This is a genomic window from Streptomyces sp. R41 (genome assembly GCF_041053055.1).
In the GTDB taxonomy this organism is placed as follows: Bacteria; Actinomycetota; Actinomycetes; order Streptomycetales; family Streptomycetaceae; genus Streptomyces.
Window position 1 is genome coordinate 9850535 of the sequence record NZ_CP163443.1, and the last position, 12547, is coordinate 9863081.

Annotated in this window: 9 protein-coding genes and 4 pseudogenes; 6 read left to right on the forward strand and 7 right to left on the reverse strand. The window is 69.3% G+C overall.

Annotated elements, in window-relative coordinates; all coding sequences use genetic code 11:
- Window positions 1-27: 27 nt before the first annotated feature.
- Window positions 28-246, forward strand: a pseudogene (locus AB5J53_RS44795) (hypothetical protein); the annotation flags it as partial.
- Window positions 247-337: 91 nt separating this feature from the next.
- Here AB5J53_RS44795 and AB5J53_RS44800 read toward each other — a convergent pair.
- From AB5J53_RS44800 to AB5J53_RS44810, 3 genes and pseudogenes are all read right to left on the reverse strand, one after another.
- Window positions 338-1573, reverse strand: coding sequence for a glycosyltransferase (locus AB5J53_RS44800; protein WP_369251308.1), 1236 nt, complete (start codon window positions 1571-1573; stop codon window positions 338-340).
- Window positions 1574-1807: 234 nt separating this feature from the next.
- Window positions 1808-2630 (reverse strand): IS5 family transposase gene (locus AB5J53_RS44805; RefSeq protein WP_369251309.1). Its coding sequence is split into 2 segments (ribosomal slippage): window positions 1808-2276 and window positions 2275-2630, totalling 825 coding nucleotides; the frame shifts between segments, so codons are not numbered across the junction.
- A 179-nt stretch (window positions 2631-2809) separates the two neighbouring features.
- Window positions 2810-3241, reverse strand: a pseudogene (locus tag AB5J53_RS44810) (dihydrofolate reductase family protein); the annotation flags it as partial.
- A 320-nt stretch (window positions 3242-3561) separates the two neighbouring features.
- On the opposite strand from AB5J53_RS44810, the gene AB5J53_RS44815 reads away from it, so the two are divergent.
- Together AB5J53_RS44815 and AB5J53_RS44820 are read left to right on the forward strand one after the other, a co-directional pair.
- Window positions 3562-5523, forward strand: a complete 1962-nt coding sequence (locus AB5J53_RS44815) for a SpoIIE family protein phosphatase (protein ID WP_369251310.1) — start codon at window positions 3562-3564, stop codon at window positions 5521-5523.
- Between the two features lie 51 nt (window positions 5524-5574).
- Window positions 5575-5842 (forward strand): annotated as a pseudogene (locus AB5J53_RS44820) (transposase); the annotation flags it as partial.
- 34 nt (window positions 5843-5876) lie between these two features.
- Here AB5J53_RS44820 and AB5J53_RS44825 read toward each other — a convergent pair.
- Window positions 5877-6044, reverse strand: a complete 168-nt coding sequence (locus tag AB5J53_RS44825; RefSeq protein WP_369251311.1) for a hypothetical protein — start codon at window positions 6042-6044, stop codon at window positions 5877-5879.
- Between the two features lie 416 nt (window positions 6045-6460).
- On the opposite strand from AB5J53_RS44825, the gene AB5J53_RS44830 reads away from it, so the two are divergent.
- Window positions 6461-7219 (forward strand): PIG-L deacetylase family protein, encoded by a 759-nt coding sequence (locus AB5J53_RS44830; protein ID WP_369252859.1) that lies wholly within the window; start codon window positions 6461-6463, stop codon window positions 7217-7219.
- 564 nt (window positions 7220-7783) lie between these two features.
- Here AB5J53_RS44830 and AB5J53_RS44835 read toward each other — a convergent pair.
- Complete coding sequence (locus AB5J53_RS44835; protein ID WP_369251312.1) at window positions 7784-8491, reverse strand: class I SAM-dependent methyltransferase; 708 nt, start codon at window positions 8489-8491, stop codon at window positions 7784-7786.
- Window positions 8492-8511: 20 nt separating this feature from the next.
- On the opposite strand from AB5J53_RS44835, the pseudogene AB5J53_RS44840 reads away from it, so the two are divergent.
- Window positions 8512-9061, forward strand: a pseudogene (locus AB5J53_RS44840) (hypothetical protein).
- A 71-nt stretch (window positions 9062-9132) separates the two neighbouring features.
- On the opposite strand, the gene AB5J53_RS44845 reads toward AB5J53_RS44840, so the two are convergent.
- Both AB5J53_RS44845 and AB5J53_RS44850 read right to left on the reverse strand, forming a co-directional pair.
- On the reverse strand, window positions 9133-9558 hold the full coding sequence (locus AB5J53_RS44845; RefSeq protein WP_369251313.1) for a VOC family protein: 426 nt from the start codon (window positions 9556-9558) through the stop codon (window positions 9133-9135).
- Between the two features lie 614 nt (window positions 9559-10172).
- Window positions 10173-11414 carry an MFS transporter gene (locus tag AB5J53_RS44850; RefSeq protein WP_369251314.1) on the reverse strand — a complete coding sequence of 414 codons (1242 nt, stop codon included), beginning with the start codon at window positions 11412-11414 and terminating at the stop codon, window positions 10173-10175.
- 126 nt (window positions 11415-11540) lie between these two features.
- Here AB5J53_RS44850 and AB5J53_RS44855 point away from each other — a divergent pair, with 126 nt between their 5' ends.
- Entirely contained in the window at window positions 11541-12476 is a 936-nt protein-coding gene (locus AB5J53_RS44855; protein WP_369251315.1) for a LysR family transcriptional regulator, read from the forward strand.
- Window positions 12477-12547: the final 71 nt, after the last annotated feature.

Consider the following 12547-nt stretch of genomic DNA (forward strand, 5'->3'; position numbering starts at 1 on the left):
GACGCTACACCGCTCGGCCGACAGCCGCTGGCGACGCGGCCGGACTGCCGCCCTCGCGTCACGAGAGAGCCGCTTCTGCCGGCCGCAGCGACGACGGGCAGGCCGTCCAGGTGGAAGCGGGTGCTGATCGACGGAATCCGGTGGCGAGTGCAGGCGCGAGCCAACGCGCGCGGTCGCATCGGGTGGACGGTGAACGTCGGCTCCACGATCTGCCGGACTCACCAGCACGCCGCCTGGGCACGCCGGGACGGCCAGGCCCAGAAGGAACGGCTAACAGAGTGGTCCTGGAAGCGAGTGCTGTCGCCCGCCGGTCCCCGGCTTGACGATTCCGGGTGGTTCACACGGACACGGACGGCCTTTCCTGGCTGACTGCGTCGAGTAGCAGTTTCGCGGCCACCCTCGCCCCGTCGGTGCGGATCGTGCCGGCCACGGCCCTCGCTCGTGCGCTGGTCTGAGGCGTCAGGGCCGTGGTGAGCGCGGCCGACAGGGAGTCGAAGGTCGGCGTCAGGCCCTCGTGCGCCGCGCCGATGCCCAGCTCGGCCACCCGCCTCGCCCAGTACGGCTGGTCCGCGATCCGGGGGACCACCACCTGGGGCGCGCCGGCGACGGCCGCCGTAGTCGTCGTACCCGCGCCGCCGTGGTGCACGACGGCGGCCACGCGGCGGAACAGTGCCTGCTGGTTGACCTCGCCCACGACGAAGCAGTCGGCGGAGTCGTCGATCGGGGCCAGGTCCGCCCAGCCGCGGGCGAGGAGTACGCGGCGGCCCTGCGCGCGGCTCGCTTCCGTGGCCACCCGGGCGATGTCCGCTGGGGCGTGCGCGGCCATGCTGCCGAAGCCCACGTACACCGGCGATTCGCCGGCGTCCAGGAACGCCTCCAGCTCCTCCGGGAGCGGCCGGTCGTCGGGCAGGATCCACGCCCCGGTCTGCACGAGGTCGAGGTCCGTCATGCCCTGCGACGGACACAGCGTCGGGTCCGCGGCCAGCCATGGCCGGCCGGTGAGGACGTGGTCGCGGACGTTGTCCACCGGCGGCAGGCCGATCGCCGCCCGATGGCTGTTGAGCGCCTCGCCGTACAACGCGTTCACCCGCTGGGCGTCCTGCTCCCACAGCACCCGGTTGTCGGTCTCACCCTGCGGGGACGGCGTGCCCGGCCGCCTCCCCGGAGGGAAGTGCCGCGACGGCAGGCCCAGGATGTGGAAGCACGCGAGCACGTAATGGATGCCCAGTTTCTCGGCCACGTCCCGTGCGCCGGCCGGCATCAGGCCGGTCGCCAGCAGCGCGTCACATCCCTCGGCCGCCGCGGTGAGCGTCTCGAACCGTGCCGCGACCAGCTCGGGAGCGAGCCGGAACGCGTCCTTGGCCGTCGGTGGCTTCGTGCCGGCGACCACCGAGCGCACCGACGGGCCGAGCGGCACCAGCGGCACACCGACACGCGCCAGCAGCGCCGCGAACTCCTCGTCCGGCGGCGCGCACACCCGAGCCTCCACACCGAGTTCCCGCAACCCCACCGCCAGTCCCGCCAGCGGTTCGACATCTCCGCGCGATCCCCACGTCGTCAGCAACACACGCACTTCGCGACTCCCGTTTCTGCAGGTCCTGGCTTTCGGCCGCCGATTCTGCGATACAACCCGGGTCTTGCCGCAAGCCCCCCGGTGCGCTATAAGTTGAGAGTGGCAAGGAGTGGGACCTCCTTGCCTTTGCCTTTTGGTCGTCCGCTGTGGACGGCCAGCCTCCTCGCGAAGCGGCGACCCGCCGCGTACGGCGGTACATCGAGCAGGAGGACCTCCCCTCGGCCGTGCGCCGTCTCAGAACTTCCGACGCGGTGACGCGAGCCGCTTCCAGCAGATGAGGGCGCATCCGAGGCTGAGCAGAGCTTCGTGCATGTCGTCGTGGATCTCCCAGGGGCTCCGCAGACGGCGGAAGTGATGGAAGAGCGCGAAGGCACGCTCGACAACCCATCGCTGCGTGCCCAGACCAGAGCCGCGTTCGGTGTTGCGGCGTGGAATCAGCGGCCGGATGCCGTGTTCGCGCACCAGCCGTCGGTACTTGTCGTGGTCGTATCCGCGGTCCGCGAGGACCACGTCCAGGCGTCGGCGGGGCCGGCCGCGCTTGCCCCGCACCGGCGGCACGGCTTCCAAGAGCGGGACGAGCTGGGTGACTTCGTTGCGGTTGCCACCGGTGAGCGTGACAGCGAGCGGGATTCGGGTCCCGTCCGTGATCAGGCGGTGCTTGCCGCCCGTCCTGCCCCGGTCAACAGGACTACGTCCCGTCTTGGGCCGCCTTGAAGGGCCTGACGTGCGAGGAGTCCACGGCCGCGCCGCAGAAGTCGAGCGCGTCGGCGGCCCGCAGCTTCGCGAGCAGGACCTCGTGCAGCCGCTGCCACACGTCGGCCTCGTGCCACTCGGCCAAGCGTCGCCAGCAGGTCATCTCCGAGCCGAAGCCCAGCTCCTGGGGCAGATGTTCCCAGGAGATTCCGGTGTGCAGCACGAACAGGATGCCGTGCAGGACCAGGCGGTCATCCAGGCGCTTGCGGCCCGGGTAGCGCGAGCGGCGCTCGACCTTGGGCAACAGTGGCTCGATCACCGCCCACAGCTCGTCGCTGACCTCCCATGGCTTCGGCCGTGCCATCCAAGACCCCTACACCTTCATCAACCTGACACCGAGTCGGCTCCAACCACACTGTTGATCATTCTGTTAGAGGTTCTTGGCCCAGGGATCCCGCGAGCCGCGATGAGTCCTGGCGGCGTCCGGCGGTCGTACTGTCGAACCCGTTACCGAGGTGGGCTTCTGGTGCGCCCGAGGGGAATGGCCCGGTACTCGTCGATCAGACCCAACGCGGCCGCCTCGGCGGCGAGCGTCGCGCCGCCGATCGCGATGTCGCCCTCCCGCGGCTCGGCTTGCAACCGCTCGATCTCCTCCGCCAGGCCGCCGGAGGCCAGGCGGGCATTGCCCTGCACCGCCGACAGCGTGGTGGAGAACACCACCTTGGGGAGCGGCTTCCAGAGCGCGGCCCACTCGAGCCTTGAGTCGTCGAGCGAGGGATCCTGGTCGGCGGTCTCCCCGTACAGCATCGTCTCGTACAGCCGTCGTCCCAACAGGTGGACGCCGACCTGTCGAATCTCGTCGATCCAGAAGCGAAAGACCTCCTCGTCGGGCCCCGTCCAGTCGAAGTCGCCGTCCGGCCCGACGATGTAGCCGTCAAGTGACACGCCCATCGAATAGGTCACGCTTGGGCGCAGATCTCTCCTCGATGGCGTGGGCGGTTTCGGTGTCGCGGCTCCCGTTTTTACTGACGGTGACTCGTTTTTACTGACGGTGACTCTGTTTGTTGTCGGAGTTGTGAGTAATACGGGCATATAGCATGGCTTGCACATTTCTCGTCAATATTTCTCAGGCAGATCGAAACAGGGCGCGGGAGCAGGTGTCTGTGGGGCGGTGTCCTCCTCGCGGCCGGTCAGGGCTTGGCATGGTCGTAGAGCGGTCGGATTCGGGCAGTGGCCCGCCGGTGGAGGGGCCCCCGGCAGTCGGTCACCCTGGTGTGTTCCGGGAGCTGCTTCCTATGGCGGTTTGGGCGATCGACCACGACGGGCGTATGTGGATGTGGGCGTTGGCGGCGCAGGAGCTGCTGGGCTGGCGGCCGGAGCAGATCATCGGCCATGACGGGCTTCCCCTGCTGGTTCCGGAATGCAACTGGGAGCTGGCCAGGGAATTGAGTGCCCGGTCCCGGGCCGGCGAGACCGTGGTGGGGGCCTATCCGGTGCGGCACCGGGATGGGCACACCGTCGAGATGGAAATGTGGATATCCCCGATCAGCGACCCGGCAGGGCGGCCCGGCACGCAGGTCATCGCTGCCGAGACCTCTGCCGTGCGGCGCATGCGGGACTCGCTGGCGGCCCTGGAAGGGCTGTTCGGGCAGTCGCCGATCGGCCTGGCGCTGTTCGACCGCGAGCTGCGCTATGTGCGGGTCAACGGTGCTCTAGCTGAAATGAACGGCCTGCCCGCAGCCGCGCACGTGGGCAAGCGGATCCGTGACGTGGTTCCTGGTATCGACCATGGGGCAGCGGAAGCTTCGATGCGGAACGTGCTCCGTATCGGGCGCGCTGTGCTGGATCGCCGCACCGGCCGCACTGCCGCTGCCCCCGACCAGGACCGCATCTGGTCGTCTTCCTACGCCCCGTTGACCGACAGTAATGGCGAACGGCTCGGTGTGATCGCCTCGGTCATCGACATCACGGAGGGGGAGGCCGATCACCTGCGGGCCGAGCGGGCGCGCCAGCGGTTCGCCTTGCTGGCCGAAGCCGGAGAGCGCATCGGCACCACCTTGGACCTGCGGCAGGCGGCCCGTGGACTGGCCCAGATGCTCGTGCCCCAGCTCGCCGACACCGCCGAGGTGCTGCTGCTGAAGGGAGTGCTCGCACCCGACGACGTGGGCGCATCCGCCCACGGCCTGTTGCACCGGGTGGCCACGGCGGGACCCGGCCCCGTCACGCCGGCTGGGCAGCCGGCCGGCGAGGTGACGCACCCCATCCCACCCGGATCGGTGTATGCGACCGTCCTCGCCCACGGACGCCCCCGCACCGTGCCACTGCCGCTGCCTGTGCTGGGCGCCGTGCCCTCGATCCCGGTGGCGGGCCTGTTTGCCTACAGTGCCCCGGGCACCGCGCGTGTCGTCCCGCTGAACGCGCGGGGCAAGGTCCTCGGTTTGGTGATCGTCACCTGTACCCACGGCGAAGCGTTCGACGAACAGGACATGGTACTCATCGACGAGCTGGTCGCCCGGGCAGCTCTGAACATCGAAAACGCCCGCCTCTACGCCAGTCGGCACCAAGCGGCCCTCACCCTGCAGCGCAGCCTCATCAAGCCGCTCCCTACCGTGCCCGGACTCGAACTGGCCAGCGGCTACCTCCCAGCCAGCAGCGAGAACGAAGTGGGCGGCGACTGGCTCGACGTCCTGACACTCACCGACGGCAGGACCGGCCTGATCATCGGGGACGTCATGGGACACGGCATCCGGGCCGCGGCGGTCATGGGCCAGCTGCGCACCGTGGCCCGCACCCTGGCCTCCCAGAACGTCCCGCCGGGCCGCTTGATGCACCACCTGGATGCCGCAGTGGCCGATCTCGGCGACAGCGAACTCGCCACCTGCGCCTACGCCGTCTACGACCCGGCCACCTGCGGGTGTCTGATCACCCGCGCCGGCCACCCTCCGCCCGTCCTCGTCGACCCCCACGGCATGGTCCGGTTCCTCAACGGAACCTGCGGCCCACCCCTGGGTGCCCCACGCAATGTGCCCTTCGAGACCGAACACGTCCCTCTCCCGCCCGGCAGCCTCCTCGTCCTCTACACCGACGGACTCATCGAAAGCCACGACTACGACCTGGACCACGGCCTGGACCAGCTGGCCCACGCCCTGCACCGGCCATGCCAGACACTGCACGAAGTCCGGGACCACCTCATCACCGACCTGCTGCCCACACCATCGCATGACGACGTCGCCGTCCTTCTGGCCCGGCCTCGATGACGAACCAGCCGACCAGTCGTCGCGAACAAGCGAACAGGCAGCGGACCGCTGACCTGGCCCGACATCACCGCTCACACTCAACGCCGCTTCCCTGCCCCGCTTGCCGCCGACCAGAGCAAGCCCTGGGAGAAGGCCACACGCCCCGGTGTGGCCCTCACCCCGATCCGCGTCCGGCGCGGGTCCCCACACATCCGCCCTCACCTGCCCGGCCCGCGTGCCCAAACCCAGCCGCCCCGGCCCCGGCCGCCCTCCCGGTTCCAAGAACCGACATCCCGCCACGCGTCACGATGTGGGCAAAACCGTCAGTGCCTGTTTCTGATGGCTCGGTCAAGTTCCCCTCAGCATCTGTCTGTTCAGAAGGACCGGTAGATTCCCTCCGGGTCAGCGCGGGCCCATGCCGCGTACTCCTCGAAGCCCAGGTTGCCGATACTCAGGTTCGCGTGAACGTCGTGGACTGAGGCGGGGATGGTGCGGAACTCGCGGCCGTACTCGGTCAGCTGCTCGTGGTCCTCATCGTCCACGCGCTCCTATCGCGTCAGCGTGGTGACCGCGGAGACGAAGCTGCACACTGTGGTCTGCTCCGGCAAGGTCAACCCTCGACGCTGCGCAGCAGGCCATCGTCACCGAATGGACCACGGCACTCAGCAGTCCTGGTCTCGGCTGAACTGCCGACACTGCGCGGTGATGTGGGCGCAGCGGTCAACCGATAGGGGCGGCGCTGTGGCTGTGTGCGGGAGTTGCGACGTCGTTGCGACGCGAGATGGGGAGCCGCACTCGCGCGAATGTCCGCTGTGCGCGACTTCGGGAGTCACCTGCCTCGCCAGCCAATCGGCTTACGAAACGTGACGACGGCCTGATCGTTGTGGGGGGCGGGGCACGAACCGGCCATACCCTCAAGGAATATGGTCAGGGCCTCGTGCTGGAAGGTGATCAATCGATGCCGGTGCCGAGCTTGCTCGCGGTGTTCGCCCACCCCGACGACGAGTCCCTGTTCTCGGGCGGCGTGCTCGCCCGGCACGCGGCCGCAGGCGCTCGAACCGCAGTTGTCACAGCAACCTGGACCGCGGACACGCAACGCGGCGCGGAACTCGCCGAAGCACTTCGGATCCTAGGCACTGACGAGCCACGCATGCTCGGCTATGCAGACGCTCGCGTACCGCAGTCGGCTCCGGGTGTGTCGCGTTTCTGCGATGCGCCCCTCGACGAGACGGTGGGGCGGTTGGTCGCTCACCTGCGCCAGTTCCGCCCGGAGATCGTGGTCACCCATGACGCCTACGGCGGCCTGACCGGCCATCCAGACCATGTGCACACCAACCGGGTGACCACGCTCGCAGTCCAGGCCTCCGGGCTTGAGGGGCTCTATCCGGATGCCGGTGAACCTTGGCAACCGAGCGCCCTCTACCTGGCCACGCACCCGCACTCGGCTATCGGTGCGCTGAGCGACCTGGTCCGTGGGGGCAAGGCCATGAACACCGTTGCCGACGAGCGGATCACCGCAACCGTCGATGTCAGCCCCTGGCTGGAGCAGAAGTGGGCCGCCGTGCTGGCTCATCGCACCGAGGTGGATCGGGGGGCCGCGCCGGGCTTGCTTGCCGGATTCCCGACGGCCGTCCGGGAGCGGATTCTCTCCACCGAGTGGTTCATCCGCTACGAAACCGTCTCCACTGTGTCGTCCCAAACGAACCTGACCGTGTGAGCATGAGGTGCCGCAGCGACTCCCAAACCGATCGACTTTGATCACGCGGCACAGCCGCGACGTGACTCCCGAAGCCGTCGACAATCGACTCCCGTTCCCGCGTGCACAGCCAGCGTCGGCTACCACAGGGTTCCGTAGGTCCGGCAGGGGGGACGGCGGCCAGCAACGCCTGGGAGCGGGTGTCGATTCCTGCCGCCGCGGGAGCTCGCTCGCCTCGTCACGGACCAAGGACGCGAGGATGAGGCGGAACACTGGTGTCGTCGCGCCACGGAGATTCAATACAGTCCGCTCGCGCCTTCCCGCTCTACCTCCAGTGCCTCGTTCCCCGGCGAGCAAGTCGTACTGACGGCCCTGGTCACCACGGCCGTGTTGCCCTTCGTCCAGACGCTGGTGTCAAAATCCGCCGAGGACGCATACGCACAGGCCCGTGAACTGATCCGCCGCCTGCCCCTATGGCACCCGGGAAACCGCGGCGGCACCCGTGGTATCCCAGGTGCCCCTTCCATGCCGGCGTAGGCGCGGTTCGTCATCCTCGAGCCGAAGCCCACCGGCTGAGCCCTTCCACTAAAAGGCGTGGAACTCCTCAAAGGGCGGCTCAAACGGCGGGTCAGGCAAGCGCATGGCCTTGCAACGCGTCGCTGATTCGGCCTGGACATTGGCGGCAACCGTCGTAGGAGTGCTGCCCGGGAAGGCGCCGGGAATCACCGTCCACCCCAGGTTCTGCTCGTAGTAGCGCACAGCGGTTAGCACTGATGGCGCCCCGGCGTCGTCCATAACGATCAGTCCGCCAGGCCGGATAATCTTGCGCAAGAAGTAGAGATCGACGAAGACTTCATGGAACCGGTGACTGCCATCCACGAATGCCGCGTCGGCCACAAGACCTTCGGTGAGGAGTTGCGGGAGCGCGATCGACGAAGGAGCCGGGATGAGCGAGGCGATCGAGTCCAGCCCCGCGGAGCGCAGCAAGTCCCAGCCGGCATTGGACCAGTCACGTTCTTGAAACGGGTCGATGATGATGTGCCGGGGACTCGGCCGCTGGACTGTGACCAGCGCTTCACCGATCGCGAGCGCGGAACTGGCGTAGGCGAGACCGACCTCGACAACCGTCTGCACGCCCTCGGAGATCAGCAGGTCGCGCAACTGGTCGCAATCGCGTTCGGGTACCGTGACCGTCTCGAAGTCCGCCTTGCGGTCCCGCGTCCACGGCGGCCCCTCCTGCGCGAGCCGACGACGTACCTCCCGGATCCGCGTCCTGCGTTCATCCGATTTCATCGTGCTGGCCCTCCCTCCCCGTGCCCGCGCTGCCATCTTGTCTGCTCGAACCCCTGTGGGACCAGTTCGCCGCGCTCCTGTCCGCACGGGAGGCGTTCGCCGCGGACCACTCGCTGGGCTGTCACCGCCGCTGGATCGCCGACCGGACGGTCTTCGAGCACGTCGTGCTCGCGCTGGTCCATGGCTCCGGCCACGAGCGCATCTCCACTCCCGGATGTTGCGACCGCACTGTCCGACGGCGTGTCAAAGAGTGGGCTGAGCTCGGGATATCCGAGCAGATTCACGCCCTCGCCCTGGAAGCCTGCGACCGGATGATTGGTCTCGGGCTGGGCGAGATCTTGGTGGCCGGCTGCATCACCAAGGCCCCGTCCGTTGGCGAGAAGGCGGGGCGGTCACCAGTCGACCGGGGCAAGCGGGGACTGAAACAGCGTCGTGGACTTCTACCTCTGCCTCGCCGCTGTACTCGTCGCGCTCCGCATGCTCATCCGACGCGCGACCAGGCGCTACCGCTGGGACGGCCGACCCACCACCGCTGACTCAAGTGATCCATTTGCCGCCGGCGACCCTTAGCCGGCGCTTGGGCCTGGTCACCGAACCATCCCAGCGCTGAACCCGCTACGCGCAGGGCGTGGACTCGAAGCTCAGGCATGTTCTTCGTCGTGAAGCGAGGGGGCGTAGGAGATTCCGACGATCAAGCCATCGTCCGTGAGGAGCCGGGTCACCGTCTGTCCCCACGGCTCGGTACGGGCCGGGTGCAGCAGTTCGAAGCCCGCGCGTTCAAGCTCGCCGCCAGCCGCTGCGACAGCGTCCGCGTCCTCGACCTCGAACTCGATCGATGCTTGGGGGACCACTTGGTCGGCGGGCCACGTCGGCGTGCCAAAGCATGCCTCGGCTGCCTGGGAGAGCGGCCACACGCCGAAGTGCTTGCTGCCCGGGATGCTCTCGCTGGAGTAGTAGCCGTCGTCTTCGCCCTGCAGCGGGAGGCCGAGGGCGTCAATGAACAGTTTGCGGCTCCGCGGCGGGTCAGCGGCGACAACCGCCGTACTCGCGATGAAGAGAACGTTCATGTGACGCAGCCTACGGGCCGTGGTTCCCAGGAGGCGGAGACACCAGCAGCCCGGACGGCCCTGACCCTACAAGCAGCTTTACTGCCCCCTTTCTGGCCTACAGCGGTCCCCAATCGCCGGTCGGTCTTAACACTGCAATCGCCGGTCGGTCTTAACACTGCGCGCCCCTTGAGGGTGAAGGTTGATCGGTTCTGCGCTCATTCAGCACAGACTCCTCCTTTCAGGCCGGCCCTCCAGGTGACCCGCTTGCGGTCATGCCGGGGCGAGAGAGAGCCCTGTCGACGAAGTCCCCTACGAGCGCTGCGGTCTCGGGCACCATGATGTCCTTCGTAGGTAGCCACGGCACTCCAGCAGGTGCAGCGCGGCCCCCTCCCTTTCCTCGAGGAAGTAGCGCGGGATGCCCTTGCCTTCGAGGGTGTTGCAGCTGCCGCAAAGTGGCCCTTCTCCGAACTAGGCAGCTTCGGCTATCTGGGGTCGCCAGAAGGCTTCAGGTATGTGAGGCAGGTGGTCTTGCGCCGTATGCGCCTCACAAGTATCTGGGGGCTGTTGAGGCGCATTGGGCACGTGAGCCACGATTTGCCGCGCCGCGCCGCGCCGCGCCGCGCCCCCGCCCGTCAGGCGCGGCTCGCCGGCTCCGGCTCGGAGGGAAGTGCTGCCGCGCGGCGGGGGAGCAGCAGGGGGGTCGCCAGCAGGAGCACGCCGGCCAGGCCGATGGCCGTACGCGGGCCGAGCAGGCCGCCCAGCACGCCCCAGACGGCCGTCAGGAGCGCGGTCGAGGCCTTGGTCGTCACCGCCCAGGCGGACAGCGTGCGGGCGACCCGGTCGGTCGCGGTGCGCTCGAGGCGGTAGGTGGCGTAGACGGGGTTGAAGACCCCGCAGCAGAAGATGAGCCCGAGCTCGACGCCCATCACCAGCAGCAGCCCTCCGGTGCCCGGTCCCAGGAAGGCCAGGCCGACGGGCCAGAGCGCGCGCAGCGCCCCGGCCACGATCAGGACCCGGTGCTGCCCGAACCGGGTGACGAGCGGTCGGGCCAGCCGCGAACCGAGGAGCCCGCCGATCGAGGGGGCGGCGAAGGCGAGGCCGTACTGCCACGGTGCGAACCCGAGTCGGCCGAGCATCAGGACGGCCAGCAGTGGCTGGGCGGCCATCACCAGGCCGTTGAACAGGGCGGTGTTGAAGAACAGCGGACGCAGCGTCGCGTCGGCGAGGATGTACCGCCAGCCGTCGAGCAGGTCCCCGGCCCGCATGCGCGCGGTCTCCCGGCCCTCGGGTCGCGGCTCGTGCCCGCCCGTCGCGCGGATGCCCAGGGCCGAGAGCAGGTAGCTGACCGCGTCGGCCACCACCGTCGCCACCGGGCCGAGGAGCCCTATCGCCACGCCGCCCAGCGGCGGTCCGATGATCGTGGTCGTCCAGGCAGTGGACTCGAATCTGGCGTTGGCGACGAGCAGGTCCTCGGCCGGCAGCAGTGTCTTCAGGTACGCGCCGGAGGCGGCGCGGAAGGTGATGTCGGCCGCCGCGACGACGACCGAGACCAGCAGGAGCTGAAGGAAGGTGAGCACGCCGAGCGCGAACGCGGCGGGGATCGTCAGCAGCGCCGCGAACCGCACCAGGTCCATCGCGATCAGCACCGACCGCTTACGGCGGAACTCCACCCACGGGCCGAGCGGCACCGCCACGGCTGCGCCCACCGCAGCCCCCACGGAGGAGAGGGCGGCGACCTCGGCCGGTCCGGCGTGCAGCACCCGGATGGCGATCAGCGGGAACGCGCCGAAGGCGAGCCACGTGCCGAGCGCGCTGGTCCCGTACGCTCCCCAGAGCCACCCGAACCGCCGCCCCAGCCGGTGCCCGCTCCTCATGCCCGACGCCCCTCGCCCGCACAACCGATCCGCGATCGGAAGCATCAAAGCGAGGACCATACCCGGGGATCAAACAACCGCGGGGCCGCCGGCCACAACCAACGGTTGTGTCCATAGGGTATCGGCATGGACTTCGACACCGTCCGGACCTTCGTCGCCGCCGCCGACGGAGGGCAGTTCCAGGAGGCCGCCGCCGAGCTGGCGGTCACCCAGCAGGCTGTCTCCAAGCGCATCGCCGCGCTGGAGCGCAATCTCGGCGTGCGGCTGTTCACCCGCACCGCGCGCGGCGCCGAGCTCACCATCGACGGGCAGGCGTTCCTGCCCCACGCGCGCGAGCTGCTGCGCGTCGCCGAGCGCGCGGTCGCGTCCGTGCGCACCGGCAGCCGTCCGCTGCGCGTCGATGTGATCGCCTCGCGCGTCGCGCCGTCGGGCCTGATGCGCGGCTTCCACCGCGCGCACCCCGAGATCGAGCTCGACGTGGTGATGCTGTTCGACGTCGAGACGGCCGTCGACGCCATTCGGTCCGGCGCGATCGACGCCTCCTTCCGCGCCGTCGCCGTGCCCGGCTGGCCCCTTCCCGAAGACATCGAGTCCGTCCGGGTGCTCGACGAGCCGCTCCAGCTCCTCACCGGCCCCGCCCACGCGCTGGCAGGCGCCCGGTCGGTGACCGTCGCTCAGCTCGCCGGGCACCGGATCTGGATGCCCGGCATCGTCCCCGGTACCGAGTGGGCCGCCTATTACGACGACCTCGTCGCCGAGTTCGGCCTCACCATCGAGGCGACCGGCCCCAACTTCGGCTCCGATGCGCTCCTCGACACCGTCGCCGACACCCCGGCCCTGGCCACCTTCATGGGCGAGCAGACCCGCCTCGTCTGGCCCGCCGACCACGGACTGCGCCGCATCCCGGTGACCGACCCGACGCCCGTCTACCCGCACTCGCTCCTCTGGCACCGCGACAACCCCCACCCGGCGCTGGCCACCCTCCGCGCCCACCTCGCCGCCACAGCGGCCGGCCACGACGCCGCCGGGACCTGGGCGCCGGGCTGGGTGATTCCGCACTGAACGCCACCGTGTCTGCGATCACCGTGGCCGGATCGACGGACGGTGGCTCGGGGGCAGGCGTGGCCATCGGC